We start from the raw sequence: 15,258 nt of genomic DNA on the forward strand, positions 1-15,258 counted from the left end.
GCGCCCTCGTCGTGATCACCCCGGTGGCCGCGAACACCCCGCCATCCCGGCGGGACATCGCCCTGGACGACGACGAGATCACCCTCCTCAGCGCGGGATGGGAGCAGGCCGAGCGGTTCGACGCGGACGGCCTGGCCGTCGTGATCCTGCGCGGCCCCGGCCACACCACGACGACGGTGGTGGACAAGCCACGGCCGACGGGGCACGCGGTATCAGCGCCACTGGCAACCCGCGACAGTTGAATACGCGAGCCCACCGGTTCCGAGGCCGGTGATGTCCGAGCGGGTGGTGGAACCGGTGATGACGGTGACCCGCCTGGACGGCACCAGCCGCACCGAGCTGTACCGCTCGCGCCCACTCCGCTGAACGTAGTGCTGTGCGGGCCGGTTCCTGCGCTCACGCGGTCGGCGCGGAGCGGCCACCTGCCACACGCTCCGCGCTCTTGCGACTGGGCAACCCTCACTCAAGATCCGCTACAAGATCGCGTCGACCGTGCGGGCCTGATCATTGGCTTTTCGGCATTGGTCTACAACGTCACGGTGGAGAGGGGGGCTTGGACACTTCGCGCAGGCGGTGTGGCCTCATGCACGCCGGGGCGTGCGGTCCCCTGGATCTCCGGCCTCGGCTCGCAGCCCCATGGGGAAATGGGCAGCCAGTTCCTGGCGGAACGCGTCGGTGTCGCCTTCCAGGGCAACCGCGGCCAACCTCTCGTGCTCGACGACCAATTGATGCGGGTCGTCGCTGTAAGTGCGGTGATCGACACTGAGGTAGAGGCGCAGCTTGGTCTCCCAGCCGTTCCAGAGGCCCTGCAGGATGCCGTGCCCCGAGAGATCGTAGAAGAGCCTGTGGAAGCGAAGGTGTGCGTCGATACTGGCCGGGATGTCGTTCGTCTCCATTGCCCGGCGGAGGTCCTCAACGGTCTGCAGCAACTGAGGCCGCTCAGGACCGCGTAGTGCTTCGGCCGAGAGCTCGGCGGCGTAGGGTTCGACCCGCAGCCGGACCGAGTCGATCTCGGCGACCTCACGAGCGCTCACCTCTACGACGAACGCCCCACGGTAGGGGATCTTGACGACGAGCCCTTCCTCCTCCAGCTTGGTCAGCGCCTCGCGCAGCGGGGACCGGCTGATCCCGAGATCCGCGGCGATGTGCGCCTCGCGCAGCTGGCCACCAGGAGGTACGGTCCCATCGAGGATGGCGGCACGCAGTGTGCGGTAGACGCCGTCCGGCGTCGTCGTCCGCTGCTCCTGCCACTCGAACTTGTGGTCCAACCCGTTGCCCTCCCTCGGCCACTGCCCGACCACTTGGTCGTTTGTCGACTATACCTCGCTGGAGTTCCCTGGGGCCGAGGAGCGAGGTGGACAGCGGGTCGAGGGAGCGCGCGACTGGTCCGTGAGGTTGACACTCGATTCCCTCTGGTCGACAATCGACCGCAAGATGGTCGACAATCGACCAGAGGAGCAGGCTGCTCCACTGAAAGCACCAGGAGGACCAATGGGATTCGATGTCAAGCCCAAGTTCGTGACGTTCGACATGAATGGAACGCTGATCAAGTTCAGCATCAACGACACGATTCGTGAGGTCCTGGGTGACCGGCTGCCGGCCGAGGTCGCCGATGAGTTCCTGCGGATCTGCAAGGCGTACCGGATCGACGAGTGCACGGGCGCGTACCAGCCGTTCCACCAGGTCGTCGCGCGTTCCATGGAACGCGCCTCGCGCAGGGTCGGTCTTGAGTACCGCGAGGACGACGCGCGGGCGGTGTACGACCGCATCCCCACCTGGGGCCCGCACCCCGGTGTCACCGAGGCACTGAACCGCCTGGCCGAGGAAGTCCCGCTGGTCATCATCACGAACAGCGACACCGCGCACGCCGTGCGCCTCGCGGAGAACCTCAAGGCCCCGTTCGAAGTGGTCATCAGTGCCGAGGAGATGGGCATCTACAAGCCGCGACTCGGCGCGTTCGACTACATGTTTGACAAGCTCGGCGTGACGCCCGACGAGCTCGTGCACGTCTCCGCGAGCCCGATGTATGACCTGCGCTCCGCGGCGATCATGGGCATCGAGAACAAGGTGTACATGGACCGCGGCTGGGAGCACGACGAGCACTGGCTCGGCTACGAGCGGATCACCGACATCGCCGACCTCCCCGTCCTCTTCGGTCTCCCGCGTCCCTGACGCCTGAGCCTGAGCGGAGAACTGAGGAAATGGTCCACAGCAAGACGGTGGCGGCATGAGTCAGCCCCTGCCTCAAACCGTCAAGGGTGACTCGGCTTCAGAAAGGCTCCAGGCCCTGGGACTGAAGCTACCCGTCCTCGCCGGCACGACGTACCTCGTGCCCCACCGGACGGTGGGCTCCACCATCCACCTCTCCGGCCAACTCCCCTTCAAGGACGGCGAGCTGCTGGGTCAGGGCATTGTCGGCCGGGACGTGGAGCTGGAGACGGCGCGGGAGTTCGCGCGCCATGCCGCGCTCAACGCGCTCGCCGCCGCTGTGCAGGCGGTGGGCGATCTGGAGCGGGTCCGGATCGTGCAGATGCTGGTCTTCGTGGCCAGTACGCCGGACTTCGGTGAGCAGTCGACCGTCGCCAACGCGGCCAGTGAACTGCTCATCGAGGTACTGGGGGAGAACGGACGCCACGCACGCACCGCGATCGGTGTCGCCGGGCTGCCGCTCAACACCCCTGTCGAGATCCAGGTCGTCTGCACCGCTGTGTAGCGGCGAGCCACTCATGAGCAGTGCGGCTGTGGCCCGGCTTCGACGGGCACTCGACGCCCTCGGCCAGCATGATCGACACCGCGGTGCAGATCCTGCTGGCCGACGCGAGGGGCAGATCCCGCTCCGGCACAGCGGCCACACCGCCTTCCAGCAGCGGCCCACGCGGTTCCCAGAGACAGATGAAGGACACACCATGAACGCCCTCGCGGCACCACCCCGAAACGGAGAACTCGGCTTCTGGGTGGCTCAACTGGCCGACAAGAAGCCCTCATTCCCCCGCTTCACCGGCCACGACTCCGTCGACGTGGCCATCGTCGGCGGCGGCTACACCGGCCTGTGGGCGGCGTACTTCGCCAAGAAGCTCGAACCGTCGCTCTCGGTCGCCGTCTTCGAGGCCGAACAGGTGGGCTACGGCGCATCAGGACGCAACGGTGGCTGGCTCTCGGCGATGCCTCCGGGAAACCGTGCCACCTTCGCCCGCACCGGGGGAGGGCTGGAAGCGAGCCGGGCACTGCAGCAGGAATTCGTCGCCGGCGTCGACGCGGTCCTGGACATCCTCCAACGCGAGGGCATCGATGCCGACCAGCACAAGGGTGGCGCTCTCGTCGCCGCTCACACTCGGGCGGGGCTGGGCCGGCTTGTCACCAGGCGTGATGCCGACTTGAAGTACGGGCTGACCGACGACGAGGTCCACCTGCTCGACCGGGAGGAATTCCGGAGCCGGATCAACATCTCCACCGTCCACGGCGGGCTCTTCTACAAGCACTGCGCGCGGATCCACCCCGCGAAGCTCGTCTACGGCCTCGCCGACACCCTGACCTCCATGGGGGTCAGGATCTACGAGGGCAGCCGAGTGGACAGTGTCGCGGGCAGGACCCTCACCCTGGCCGACGGACGTGTCACCGCGGCCAGGACGTTCATCTGCACCGAAGGTTATTCGGGACAGCTGCTCGGCCGACGGAGCCTGATCCCCGTCAATTCCTCGATGATCGTGACCAAGCCCCTGTCGGAGGAGGCATGGCGGCAGATCGGTTGGGACGGGCCCCAGTGCCTCAACGACTCCGCGCACACGTTCATCTACGCCCAGCGGACGTCGGACGGCCGTATCGCCATGGGGGGCCGCGGTGTCCCCTACCGCTTCGGGTCCGGCACAGGAGGCGCCGGTGCGACCGCCCAGTCCACCATTGACCTGATCTCGCACAAGCTCGGTTCCTTCTTCCCGGGCATCCCCTTCGAGGTGGATCACGCCTGGTCGGGAGTCCTGGGCGTCACGCGGGACTGGAACGGCGGCGTGCACTGGGACCCGGTATCGGGGATCGGGTCGTCCACCGGCTACGCGGGACACGGTGTCACGTCGGCCTACGTCGGCGGCAGGACTCTCGTGGAGCTCGCATTCGAGAAGGAAACCGAGCGGACCACCCTGCCCTGGGTCGGCTACCGGGCACGTAAGTGGGAACCGGAACCCATCCGCTGGCTGGGCGTTCACGCCATGTACCGGCTCTTCGGTATCGCCGACCAGTGGGAAGAGCGCAGGGGTTCCAGCAAGACCTCACTCCTGGCCAGATTCGGCAGCAGACTCGCCGGGCTTCACGAGTAAACGAAAGGGAAACCGCTCTCATGGACGCGCAACTCGCCGTCATCGGCCTGGGCAGCATCGGAAGCATGGCCCTGTGGCAGGCCTCCCGGCTGTCCGGCTCGGTAGTCGGTTTCGAGGCCGCCACCCCCGCCCACGGCCGCAGTGCCGTGGGCGGGGACACCCGCCTGTTCCGCATGGTCTACCTCGGGAAACCCGACTACTACCCCATCATGGAACGCTCCCGCGGCCTCTGGGCCGAGCTCGAAGCGGAAACCGGGCAGGAGATCCTGATACCTACCGGGGGCCTGTCCATCGGGACGGCGAACGGTAGCTTCATCAACAGCCTCCTCGAGGCAACGCGCATCACCGGAGCCGAGCACCGCGTCCTCAGCCGGGAGGAGATGGCGGAACGCTACCCCCAGCACAACCTCCGCCCCGACGACTGCGCCATCTACGACCCCCGCGCCGGTGTTCTGCGCACCGACCGGGCCGTCAGCGCCGCCATCTCGGCGGCCCAGGCAGGCGGCGCCACCGTCCTTCAGAACACGCCCGTGGACAGCATCACCGAAACCGACCACGGCGTGGTCGTCACCTCGGGTGACAGAACCTGGACGTTCGAGAAGGTCATCGTCGCCTCGGGCGGCTGGTCCCGAAGGCTCATGCCCGACCACCTCAAGGCCGTTACGGAAACCCATCGGATCGTCCTGACCTGGTTCATCGCCCAAGACGGGGCGCAGTTCTCGCCGGAGAGATTCCCCGTCTTCAGCCGGCTGTACGGCGACCGCTCCCTGTACGGCGCACCCGCCGTCGATGGCGTGACGGTCAAGGCATCGGTGGACGGACCGCTGGACGGGCGCGGAAGGGCAACGCCCGACCCGGACTCCGTGCCCAGAGAACTCACCCGGGAAGAAATCGACAAGGTCACCGACATCGTCACCGAATTCCTTCCCGGCCTCACCCCCACTATCGTGCGCTCCGACGCCTTCCCCGACCTTTTCACCGAGGACAGGCATCCGCTCCTCGGCCGGCTGGATGAGAACAGCAGGGTCTACTGTGCCACCGGCTTCTCAGGAAAGGGCTTCAAGATGGCGACCGGCTATGGCCACATCGCCGCACACGAGGCGCTCGGCAAACAGACCATCGAAGGCCTGGACTTCATGCGTCCGGACCGGTTCAGGAACAGGTAGCCGGCCAAGCTGTCAGCGCACCCTTCCCCGCGGTTTCAACGGCACTGGCGGCGGTTCCGGTGCGGGCAGGGGAGCACCGTCGTACCCCTTCACCTCCCCGAACCGAGAACCTTCCATCCAGTCCCGGCGGGCCTGCACGATCTCGTCCTGCGACCGAGCAACCTGTCGAAGTGCTCTCACTCGAACAAGATCCGTCATCGGTCGGCGGCGGGGCGGCAGTTGGAGGAGTCCGGGTTCGCGACCCAGGATGCGGCCGTCGAGCGGTTGACGGAAATCCACAAGGCGAAGAAGGCGGCGCCTCGGGGGCAGGCGAAGGCGGAGCGGATCGCCCGGTACGGTCCGATGCGGTTCGAGGAGTACGCCACCGGAAGGCCGACCAGCGGGATCTGGGTCCGGCCTCGGTGGTGCACCTGGAGTCGCTGCTGAACATCCATCTGCTGCCGCTGCTGGGCAGCCGGCGGATGAACACCTTCGACCACAAGGTCGTCGAAGGCTTCCCCCAGACCCTGGAACGAGGCGGGGTCGGCTTGGCCGCCCAGGCGAACGCCTTCGACAAGCTGAAGGCGATCCTGCTGGACGCGGACCGGCTGGGGCTGTTCGACGACAACCCCGTGTCCGGGATCAGGCCCCCGCAGTACGACCCCAAGCAGGTGGTGATCCCCTCACCCGAGCAGCTGGGTCAGATACGCACCGCCGGCGACGACAGCTTCCTGCTGGTCGCCGACCTGATGAGCGGATGCGGCATGCGCAACGGCGAGGCGTTCGCCGTCAACTTCAACAACATCGTCGCCGACGACGTCTACCGCATCGCCGAGCAGGTCAACCGGACCACCTGCCAGTACGAGCGTCTCAAGCACCGCAAGATCGGCGAGTACCGGGACGGCCGTGCAGGTCGCCCATGAGCCCGTCGAGCCGGAAGCTCGCGGGTGCGGTGCGCGGCCCGGACGATGCGCCGGTTCACGGCCAGGGCGAGGGCCCAGGCGAACTCGGCAACCGAGTAGGGCGAGTAGTACGACACCCTGGCCACCGTCAGTCCCAGCTCCTGGGCGGTGGCCAAGTCGATGTTGTTGCAGCCGGTGGACCGCTGCGCGATCAGCTTGGTGCCGTGCTTGGCGAGGTGGCGCAGCGCAGGTCGGTCTCGGCCCTTCGCCCGTCTGTCAGGGAAAGCCGTCCAGCCTGGGCATCGCCCACTATCGTGAGGAGGGAAGGCGCCTGATCCGGGTGCTTCCCGTCCGCGCCTACGGCGCGCTGGTGCGTGCCTCGGCCATTACGACCCCTTGTTCCGGGCGGACGGACTCCCGGAGAGTCCGTCACCACGATCATCACTCGCTGGGGCCGCAGTCACTAGGGCCGATCGGCCCAGACGTGGGACGGAGCGTACCTGCGCGGCCTCCGCAACGTGGGATCAACGCGGTCGGTACCTGGCTGACGAGGCCGCAGATGGGGCCGTTCGGCACCTGCGGCATGGACTTTCGGCACACAGCGGTAACCGAAGGGCCCGGCAAGAGTGGGAGATGTAAGGCGCGCTGCTTCGTCACCTCGGGAGGTGGAGATCATGCTCCGCACCATCACTGTTGGTCTGGACGGCTCACGTGAGAGCCGGGCCGCCGCCGAGTGGGCGGCCCGCGAGGCCGCGCTGCGCGGTCTGCCGGTGAAGCTCGCGCACGTCTGGGAGCCGGTCCCGGAGCCCATGGCGCGGGCGCCGCTGCTCGGTGCGGAGACGCATCAGCACTGGACCGAGCGAAGCGAGATGGGGGTACCCCCGGCCGAAGGCTGGGGGAGCATTCCCCGGGAGGCGGCGGAGGGACTCCGGCTTCGTCACCCCGGCGTCAAGGTGACGACCGAGCAGCTCGCCGGACGCCCCAGTGACGTGCTGGTCGAAGCGGCGGGGGACTCCGAACTGCTCGTGCTGGGCTCGCGCGGCCTGAGCGGGATCGGCGGGTTCCTGGTCGGGTCCGTCGGACTGGCGGTCGTGGCGCATGCCGAACGTCCAGTCGTACTCGTACGGGCCTGGGAGCAGGCGGCCGACGAGCACGAGATGGATCCTGCGGGTATCCCGTCCGCGGCCGCTCCCTTCCTGCCTGTCGTGCTCGGCCTGGACACCGAAAGCCCGGACCAGACACTGATCGCATTCGCCTTCGACACGGCCGTCCGCCGTGCCACGGCCTTGCGGGTCGTCCACGGCTGGACCCCGCCGCCGCACTACGGCCTGCCAACCGACCCACAGGCGCGCGAGTCGCTGGCGCGGCGCGAGGCCGCAGCCCTCGCGGAGGCTCTTCGTCCGTGGCGGCAGAAGTTCCCCGAAGTCGAGGTGGTTGAGGAATCGCGCTGCGAAAGCCCCGCGGTCGCTGTGGTAGCCGCCTCCGGAGCCGCCTCCCTGGTAGTCGTCGGCCGACGCATCCGCCGCAGTCCTGTAGGTGTTCACATCGGCTCGGTCACGCACGCGGTGCTGCATCACGCCGCCGCGCCCGTCGCCGTGGTTCCGCACGACTGATCCAGCGGCTCCCCTTCACTCTTTACGCAGGGCGGTGACAACGATGGACCTTCCCGTGGTCGTGGGCGTCGACGGCTCCCAGCCGAGCCTGCACGCCGTGGACTGGGCAGCGGACGAGGCCGCGCTGCGCGGGCTGCCGCTGCGGGTGGTGTACGCCTCGCTGTGGGAGCGGTACGAACGTGCCGTCTTCCCCACGTCAGGGGACAGGTCGGAGCAGATCCTCAACGGCGTCTTCGTGGCTGCCGCAGCCGAGCGTGCCCGAAAGCGCATCCCTGATCTGAAAGTGGCCATCCAGGTGATACCGGACGGGCCGACGCCCGTCCTGGTGCGTGAGGCACGCCATGCATCCCTGCTGGTCCTGGGGTCCCGCGGTCGCGGCGATGTCAGCGAGCTGCTCCTCGGATCCGTCAGCCTGACCGTGGCGGGACAGGCCGACTGCCCCGTGGTCGTGGTCCGTGGCGGCCACGACGACGGGGACCGGACGCACCGTCGCATCGTGCTGGGCATCGGCGAGGAGGCCGCAAGCACGAACGCCGTCCGCTTCGCCCTCGAAGAGGCAGAGCGACGCGGCGCCCCACTGGAGGCCATCCGCGCCTGGCGGCGCCCGGCGCACCAGACCATCGAACACCCGCTGCTCGCGGGAGAGCCGGCGCACGCGTACGAGCAGCAGGCAGTGGACATGCTGGAAGCCGCGCTTCGCGAAGCCCCTGCGGGCGTGGAACTGCACAAGCGCACGGCCGAAGGCTCCGCCCGGACTGTGCTCCTGGATGCCTCTCACGGTGCGGACCTTCTGGTCGTAGGGGCACGGCGCCGCCCTGGGCACTTCGGGCTGCAACTCGGCCGGGTCGCTCACACGGTGCTGCACCACGCCGCTTGTCCGGTCGCTGTGGTGCCCGAGCCGGTCTGAAAACGGCTGCGCGAACCTGCGGTGGCGGGATCTCATGCTGTTGTGGCGGCGGCATCGCCGTCGTCCACGGTGATCGCCGCCCGGCCGGCTTCCAGACGCGCCACCGGGACACGGAACGGCGAGCAGGAGACGTAGTCCAGCCCGGCGGCGTGGAAGAACGGGGACGCCGGACTCCTCGGTGACGGCCGCCAGCACGTCTTCCACTTCCTCGCGCACCAGCCGCAACTCCGTGACGTCACCGACGAGCGGCACCATGATCTCCGCCTGGGGCTCGCCGCCGGCCCGCGTGCGCTCCACGACAGCCTCAGCGACGGCCCGTACCTGCATGGAGACCAGGCCGGGAACGACCAGGCCGAGGCGCACTCCGCGCAGGCCGAGCATCGGGTTCTCACGCATGCGGCCCACGGCGTCCAGGAGCCGGGTGTCGTGCGGGTCCGGCTGCTCGCCGCGGGCCTCGGCGGCGGCGATGCGGACGGCGAGGTCGGTGCGGCCGGGCAGGAACTCGTGCAGCGGTGGGTCCAGGAGGCGGATGGTGACCGGCAGGCCATCCATCGCCGCCAGGATGCCGGCGAAGTCCTGCCGCTGGAGCGGTGCAGCCTCAGAATCCAGCAGCCTGAACCGGTTCCGCTCCCGTCAACGATCTGGCCGTCCGTCAAGGTGCGTGCACATACGGGCAGCCGGGCCAAGTCGGGACCGCTCAAATGCTCTCTGCGGTCATCCACCTGCGTTCGGTTAGTCGCGCGGGGGGCTGCTCCGAGCCCTCGAAGTCGGGGATGCAGCCCTGCGCGGTGTCGTCGTAGACCGCACCGGCCGCGTCGAGGGCCCTTCAGACCTGGGTCGCCAGCTATCGCTCGTCGGTAAGGCGCTGCCCCGTCAACCGCGCGCAAGCCACCGCAGGGGCAGCTAGGTTCTGTCTCTTTGGTCAGCGTCGGGTCCAGATGAGGATGCCTGCGAGGTGGAGTGCGGCCTGGTAGGCGATCGCGAGCTTGTCGGTTCGTGTGGCCAGGCCGCGCCACTGCTTGAGGCGGTTGATGCACCGCTCGACGGTGTTCCGCAGCTTGTAGGCCTCGCTGTCGAAGCCGGGCGGACGGCCACCGAGCCGGCCTCGCCGCAGGCGGTGTCCGACTTGGTCGGACGGCTGCGGGATGACCGCACGGATACCCCGGCGCCGCAGGTGGCTGCGGATGGCGCGGGAGGAATACGCGCGGTCCGCGAGAACGGCCAGGGGCCGGGTCCGAGGCCTGCCCGGGCCCCTGCGGGGCACGCGGATGCGGGACATCAGCGTCTCGAAGGCGGGTGCATCACCTGCCTGGCCTGCGGTGACGGTGAAGGCGAGGGGCCATGCGCGGCCGTCTGCGGCCAGGTGGACCTTGGTGCTCAAGCCGCCACGGGAGCGTCCGAGCGCATGATCGGCGGGCTCGCCGGAGCGAGCCGCCCCCTTTTGACTGCTCCGGCAGCGTGCTGGTGGGCCCGGACAACGGTGGAGTCCACCGACACCGTCCAGTCGATGTCGTCGTCGGCGTCCGCCGCCGCCAGGACGGCCGCGAGGATCATCTCCCAGGTGCCGTCGATGGCCCATCTGATCAGCCGCTTGTGAGCGGTCTGGAAAGAGCCGAGCTCCTCGGGAAGATCGCGCCAGGGCGAGTTGGTGCGGTACTTCCACGCGATGGCCTCAAGAGTGCGGCGGTGGTCGGCCCATCGCCGCCCGCGGACCGGATCCGCCGGCATCAGCGGCTCGATCCGGTCCCACATCGCATCGGTGATCACTAATCGGACAGACACATCCGATCAACTGACCAACCCATCAAAGAGACACGCTCTAGGCCGACACGCCGACGCCACGAGGCTGGCGGACGGAACCTCTTCCTGGTGAATCCACTCCCGCAAGCCGTCTCGCGAGATTTCGACCATGAAGAAATACCCCTGGGGGGTATATGGTTACTGGCGACGTCCTGAGCAGACCACGCCGGAAGGCGCGCGAAGACCAATGGGAGATGTCATGAGCGATCACTTCGGCCACGACCAGGCCAACCACGGCGTCCACGGCGTCCACGGCGTCCACGGCGGAGCCCAGCCCGGTGGCCTGTCGGTCTCCGAGAACGGGTACACCCTCGAGCTCGACTCGACGATCCTCACCGCCGGCGTGCAGCCGATCAGCTTCCGGGTGATCGGCCCCGACGGGCAGGCGGTGACCGAGTTCACGCCCGAGCACGAGAAGGAACTGCACTTCATCGCCGTGCGGCGCGACACGACCGGTTTCCAGCACGTGCATCCGGTAATGGACCAGAAGGGCACCTGGAGTGTCGAACTGTCGCTGGAACCGGGGGACTGGAGATTCTTCGCCGACATCCACCCGGCCGGCCACGACGGGACCATGACGCTCGGGATCGACGTCGCGGTCGCCGGGACGTACGACCCGCAGCCGCTCCCCGAGGCCACCCGGATCGCACGGATCGGCGAGTATACCGTCGCGCTCGACGGTGAACTCCTGCCCGGCGAGGCGAGCGAGCTGACCCTCACCGTCAGCCGGAACGACCGCCCCGTCACCGACCTGCAGCCCTACCTGGCCGCGTATGGGCACCTGGTGGCACTGCGGGTCGGAGACCTTGGTTACCTCCATGTCCATCCGGAGGGCGAACCCGGTGACGGCACCACCGCGCCGGGCCCCGAGATCGCCTTCATGGCGGTCGCGCCTTCGGCCGGCACCTACCGCCTGTACCTGGACTTCCAGCACAACGACGTCGTCCGAACGGCCGAGTTCACGGTTCAGACCACCGCGACCACCCCCCGCTCGGACGCGGCATCTCAGGCCGCACCCGAGCACAGAGGCCACCACCACAGCGGCCACGCACACCACTGACGCATGACCGGCGCCGATCGCCTGCCACGGCACACGGCACACCTAAGGTGCGCTCACCTCATCGAGCCCGCCGCCCCCGCGCATCTCCTCCGTCGGAAGGAGCGTCATGCCCCGCCTGACCCGACTCACGCCCGGCACGGCGGTCGGCGCCTCGCGCGACCTCCTCGCCGACCTGGTCTCCCGCCATGGCCAGATCGGTGACATGGTCTCCACGATGGCGCACTCGCCGGCCGTACTGGGCGGCTACCTCCAGCTGAGCCGTGCCATGGGACGAGCCAAACTCGACCGAAGGATCAGCGAACGGATCTCGATCGCCGTTCAGGCCCTGCAGGGATGCAGCCTGTGCCTCGACGCTCATGTCAATGCCGCGCGCGCCATGGGAGTGGACGAGGAGGAGATCGAGCGAGCCCACACGGGCACCTCGGCCGATCCCGCGATCGCGGCGATCCTCACCCTCGCCCTCCAGATCTATCGCGAGCCGACGTCGATCACCGACGAACAGGTCGTCGCGCTGCGTGAGTACGGCTACAGCGACCGCGCGATAGCCGATGTCGTCGGCGTCGTCGCACTCAACATCCTCACCGGCGCCTTCAACCTGCTCGCCGGTCTCACACCCGAGAGCGACACCAGTGTCTAGGGACATCCCCGCCTGTACTCGCGGGGCACGGCCTCCACTCCGAGCCCGTGCCCCGCCGCGTGGACACGGAAGGAACCAGCCATGCGTCTGTTCGCCATCCGCGACTACCGTCACCTGTTCAGTGCCCAAGTCATCGCCCTGTTCGGCACCGGGCTGACCACAGTGGCACTCGGACTGCTCGCCTACGACCTCGCCGGTCCGCGCGCCGGCATGGTGCTCGGTACCGCCCTGACCATCAAGATGGTCATGTACGTGACCATAGCCCCCTTGGCTGCCGCGTACGTCGACCGGCTCCCCCGGAGAACTCTCCTGGTCCTCCTCGACGTGGTCCGCGGTGCAGTGATCCTGGCACTGCCGCTGGTCACCGAGGTCTGGCACATCTACGTCCTGGTCGGCCTGCTCCAGGCCGCCTCCGCGGCATTCACCCCGACGTTCCAGGCCGTCATCCCCGAGATCGTCACCGACGAGTCCGACTACACACGTGCCCTGTCCGCGTCCCAGGTCGCCTCCACCATGGAGAGCCTGCTCAGCCCCGTGCTGGCAGCCGTCGCCCTGACGTTCATGAACTTCGGCCGGCTGTTCCTCGGCACCTCCGCCGGGTTCCTCATCTCCGCCCTGCTCGTCTTGTCGACGCGCATCCCCGACGCCCGCCCCAGCACCCACACCAAGGCGTGGGACAAGGCGGCAGCAGGGATCAGGACCTTCCTCCGGACGCCGCGGCTGCGCGGCATCATGGCGCTCAATCTCGTGGTTGCGGCGGCAGGGTCGATGGTCGTCGTGAACACCGTCAACTACGTCCGTGATGAGCTCGGCGGCTCGCAGTCGGACGTCGCCTGGATGCTCGCCGCCTCCGGCACCGGGACACTCCTGGCCGCCCTCGTACTCCCCCGCGTTCTCGACCGGATCGCTGCCCGCACCGTCATGATGACCGGCGCCGGAGTCCTCGTGGGCGGCACGACCGCCGCGGTGACGCTCATCGCGGCCGGTCTCACCACATGGACCGGTACGGCGATCATCTGGACCGTCGTCGGCATCGGCATGGCGCTGATCATCACACCGACCGGCAAGGTCCTGCGCGCCTCCGTCGGACGGAACGCGATCCCCGAGGCATTCGCCGCCCAGTTCTCTCTCTCGCACCTGGCCTGGCTGTTCACCTATCCCGTCGCGGGGTGGCTCGGCACGAACGCCGGCTTCACTCTCGCCTGGTCCCTCCTCGCGGTCCTGGCCGGGGCAGGAGCGATCGGGGCCCTCCTGCTGTGGCCGCGCCACGACGGACGAGGAGCCATGAGCAGACTCGCGGCACCCGAACGGCACGCGCCCGGCAAAGACCGGTCCGCCCTGGCCAAGGCCGCGTGAAGCACCGTGTACGGCGCCTTGGGCGTCTGCGTCGTGCACAGCACTTGCCGCTGGCCACCACCGCCCAGGCCATCACTGGTCTGACGGAAGCGGCAGACGCTCCCCCGAAGACGGACGCCATCTGACCCGGACCGCAAACACGTACGGCGGGATTCAGCCCGGACGCGCCCCCGGACAGACCCCGCCGTGCGTGTTCTCGCGGCTCAAGCAGCCACTGTTGGTGCACGCGAACCCAGCGCAGCGGCGCCGTGGTCAACTTCGGCATGGTTGCGATGTGGTAGCCCAAGTAGTCGTGGCCACTGCCCATCTCAGGCATCGTGACCGGCCCGCGCCGAGTGTCGGCGTCGCCACAGCCGCCCCCAGACAGCCACACTGTGGAATCGCCAAGCGCACCGGAATGAGTCGGCCGGCTGTTCGGACACCTTCACGCGGGCGGGTGAAAGACAGTGAGAAGCCCTCCACCGCCCTCCGCCCGGCTGTCACCGACGCCGATGCGTTCCCGCAGTTCAGCGGGCCCTTCCCCGCGGTTTCAACGGCACCGCCGGCAGCTCCGGCGCGGGCAGGGGAGCCCCGTCGTACCCCTTCACCTCCCCGAACCGGGAGCCTTCCATCCAGTCCCGGCGGGCCTGCACGATCTCGTCCTGCGACCGTCCGATCCAGTTCCAGAACATAGCGGATCCTGCGCGCTTTTCCGCAGGTCAGCGGTGTTCCGAACCGGTGAGGGTCAGCAAGCTGCCAGCATCGGTCGTGGAGGAGTCAGCAGCCATGGGTTCCGCTGTCCTGGTTCGTGGGATGGGGTCGTTTTTCAAGGAGTGTGAGCATCCGCGGTCGCGGTGGTCGAAATGCCCTCACCCTTACAAGGTCCGGTACCGGTCGGCGGCGGGGCGGCAGTTGGAGGAGTCCGGGTTCGCGACCCAGGATGCGGCCATCGAGCGTTTGACGGAAATCTACAAGAGGCCGGTGCGTCGCCGGGGATGACGACCCGCTCGCCATGCAACTGCTCCTCCTGGTCGGTGTACCACGACCCTACCCAGCCGGCTTAAACCACAGGGCCGCTCTCGACTGCCTGGCCGGCCTGAGCGGCGATACGGCGCAGCCATATGTGGGCCGGTTCCCGCTCATGGAGGGGATGCCACCACAGGGACTCCACCAAGTGGCCGATCTCGAAGGCGGGTTGGACGACGGTGATCGGTTGTCCGGAGAGGGTGGGGATCGCGGCCCGTTCGGGCATCAGGCCGATCCGGTCGGTCCCCGCGACCAGGTGGGGGATGGCCAAAAAGTTCTCCGTGACGATCTCCGCGTGCGGTTCGATGCCCTCGGCGTGCAGGCGGTTCAGGGGGGAGAAGACCGGCGACGGGTGACGGTAGGGCAACACCCAAGGGTGTTCCGCCAGTTCCTCCCGCCCGAGGACGGCCGGGGCGCGGTCGGCGGACATCACGCACACCCAACGGTCCTTGTACAGGTCGAAGGTGGGGATGTTCGACAGGATGCCCTGGGGCAGGACGAGGGCGTCCACCGTGCGCAGGTT

15 protein-coding genes and 5 pseudogenes are annotated in these 15,258 nt (G+C 68.4%); 12 read left to right on the forward strand and 8 right to left on the reverse strand.

Going from position 1 to position 15,258, the window contains the following annotated elements; all coding sequences use genetic code 11:
- Positions 1-11 precede the first annotated feature (11 nt).
- Positions 12-242 carry a hypothetical protein gene (locus tag NW895_RS40590; protein ID WP_289942254.1) on the forward strand — a complete coding sequence of 77 codons (231 nt, stop codon included), beginning with the start codon at positions 12-14 and terminating at the stop codon, positions 240-242.
- Positions 243-581: 339 nt separating this feature from the next.
- Here NW895_RS40590 and NW895_RS40595 read toward each other — a convergent pair whose 3' ends face one another.
- Positions 582-1,268, reverse strand: a complete 687-nt coding sequence (locus NW895_RS40595) for a GntR family transcriptional regulator (protein WP_289942240.1) — start codon at positions 1,266-1,268, stop codon at positions 582-584.
- A 223-nt stretch (positions 1,269-1,491) separates the two neighbouring features.
- Here NW895_RS40595 and NW895_RS40600 point away from each other — a divergent pair, with 223 nt between their 5' ends.
- The 4 genes from NW895_RS40600 to solA all read left to right on the forward strand — a co-directional run bounded on the left by NW895_RS40600 (position 1,492) and on the right by solA (position 5,476).
- The gene (locus tag NW895_RS40600; RefSeq protein WP_289942241.1) at positions 1,492-2,172 is read left to right on the forward strand and encodes a haloacid dehalogenase type II; all 681 of its coding nucleotides are present in this window, start codon (positions 1,492-1,494) and stop codon (positions 2,170-2,172) included.
- A gap of 55 nt (positions 2,173-2,227) precedes the next feature.
- Positions 2,228-2,713, forward strand: coding sequence for a RidA family protein (locus tag NW895_RS40605; RefSeq protein WP_289942242.1), 486 nt, complete (start codon positions 2,228-2,230; stop codon positions 2,711-2,713).
- Positions 2,714-2,906: 193 nt separating this feature from the next.
- The gene (locus NW895_RS40610) at positions 2,907-4,310 is read left to right on the forward strand and encodes an FAD-dependent oxidoreductase (RefSeq protein ID WP_289942243.1); all 1,404 of its coding nucleotides are present in this window, start codon (positions 2,907-2,909) and stop codon (positions 4,308-4,310) included.
- Positions 4,232-5,476 carry an N-methyl-L-tryptophan oxidase gene (solA, locus tag NW895_RS40615; protein WP_289942244.1) on the forward strand — a complete coding sequence of 415 codons (1,245 nt, stop codon included), beginning with the start codon at positions 4,232-4,234 and terminating at the stop codon, positions 5,474-5,476. The genes NW895_RS40610 and solA overlap by 79 nt, the downstream gene beginning before the upstream one ends.
- Before the next feature lie 12 nt (positions 5,477-5,488).
- On the opposite strand, the pseudogene NW895_RS40620 reads toward solA, so the two are convergent.
- Together NW895_RS40620 and NW895_RS40625 are read right to left on the reverse strand one after the other, a co-directional pair.
- Positions 5,489-5,638, reverse strand: a pseudogene (locus NW895_RS40620) (pirin family protein); the annotation flags it as partial.
- 32 nt (positions 5,639-5,670) lie between these two features.
- Entirely contained in the window at positions 5,671-5,886 is a 216-nt protein-coding gene (locus NW895_RS40625) for a hypothetical protein (RefSeq protein ID WP_289942245.1), read from the reverse strand.
- Between NW895_RS40625 and NW895_RS40630 the strand changes: the two genes are divergently transcribed.
- Positions 5,878-6,378 (forward strand): hypothetical protein, encoded by a 501-nt coding sequence (locus NW895_RS40630; RefSeq protein ID WP_289942246.1) that lies wholly within the window; start codon positions 5,878-5,880, stop codon positions 6,376-6,378. The two genes, NW895_RS40625 and NW895_RS40630, sit on opposite strands and share 9 nt — an antisense overlap.
- Here the strand turns inward: NW895_RS40630 and NW895_RS40635 are convergent.
- A pseudogene (locus tag NW895_RS40635) lies at positions 6,356-6,581 on the reverse strand (2-hydroxyacid dehydrogenase); the annotation flags it as partial. The gene NW895_RS40630 and the pseudogene NW895_RS40635 sit on opposite strands and share 23 nt — an antisense overlap.
- A 450-nt stretch (positions 6,582-7,031) precedes the next feature.
- Between NW895_RS40635 and NW895_RS40640 the strand changes: the two are divergent.
- Both NW895_RS40640 and NW895_RS40645 read left to right on the forward strand, forming a co-directional pair.
- Positions 7,032-7,970 carry a universal stress protein gene (locus NW895_RS40640; protein WP_289942247.1) on the forward strand — a complete coding sequence of 313 codons (939 nt, stop codon included), beginning with the start codon at positions 7,032-7,034 and terminating at the stop codon, positions 7,968-7,970.
- Positions 7,971-8,013: 43 nt separating this feature from the next.
- A complete protein-coding gene (locus NW895_RS40645; protein ID WP_289942248.1) occupies positions 8,014-8,877 on the forward strand; it encodes a universal stress protein in 864 nt (287 codons plus the stop codon).
- Positions 8,878-8,909: 32 nt separating this feature from the next.
- On the opposite strand, the pseudogene NW895_RS40650 reads toward NW895_RS40645, so the two are convergent.
- Both NW895_RS40650 and NW895_RS40655 read right to left on the reverse strand, forming a co-directional pair.
- Positions 8,910-9,468, reverse strand: a pseudogene (locus NW895_RS40650) (putative PEP-binding protein); the annotation flags it as partial.
- A gap of 331 nt (positions 9,469-9,799) precedes the next feature.
- Positions 9,800-10,629, reverse strand: a protein-coding gene (locus NW895_RS40655; RefSeq protein WP_289942253.1) for an IS5 family transposase whose coding sequence is annotated in 2 segments (ribosomal slippage) — positions 9,800-10,309 and positions 10,312-10,629 — 828 coding nt in all. Because the reading frame shifts where the segments join, the coding sequence is not laid out codon by codon here.
- 247 nt (positions 10,630-10,876) lie between these two features.
- Between NW895_RS40655 and NW895_RS40660 the strand changes: the two genes are divergently transcribed.
- The 3 genes from NW895_RS40660 to NW895_RS40670 all read left to right on the forward strand — a co-directional run bounded on the left by NW895_RS40660 (position 10,877) and on the right by NW895_RS40670 (position 13,730).
- Complete coding sequence (locus tag NW895_RS40660; protein ID WP_289942249.1) at positions 10,877-11,737, forward strand: hypothetical protein; 861 nt, start codon at positions 10,877-10,879, stop codon at positions 11,735-11,737.
- A gap of 106 nt (positions 11,738-11,843) precedes the next feature.
- Complete coding sequence (locus tag NW895_RS40665) at positions 11,844-12,374, forward strand: carboxymuconolactone decarboxylase family protein (RefSeq protein ID WP_289942250.1); 531 nt, start codon at positions 11,844-11,846, stop codon at positions 12,372-12,374.
- 81 nt (positions 12,375-12,455) lie between these two features.
- Positions 12,456-13,730, forward strand: a complete 1,275-nt coding sequence (locus NW895_RS40670) for an MFS transporter (protein WP_289942251.1) — start codon at positions 12,456-12,458, stop codon at positions 13,728-13,730.
- Between the two features lie 506 nt (positions 13,731-14,236).
- Here NW895_RS40670 and NW895_RS40675 read toward each other — a convergent pair.
- Positions 14,237-14,401 (reverse strand): annotated as a pseudogene (locus NW895_RS40675) (pirin family protein); the annotation flags it as partial.
- Between the two features lie 121 nt (positions 14,402-14,522).
- On the opposite strand from NW895_RS40675, the pseudogene NW895_RS40680 reads away from it, so the two are divergent.
- Positions 14,523-14,681, forward strand: a pseudogene (locus NW895_RS40680) (site-specific integrase); the annotation flags it as partial.
- A gap of 88 nt (positions 14,682-14,769) precedes the next feature.
- Here NW895_RS40680 and NW895_RS40685 read toward each other — a convergent pair.
- Positions 14,770-15,258, reverse strand: a 489-nt coding sequence (locus tag NW895_RS40685) for a LysR substrate-binding domain-containing protein (RefSeq protein WP_289942252.1), incomplete at its 5' end; no start/stop codon positions are given.

It is taken from the genome of Streptomyces sp. S.PNR 29, assembly GCF_030386795.1.
GTDB lineage: Bacteria > Actinomycetota > Actinomycetes > Streptomycetales > Streptomycetaceae > Streptomyces.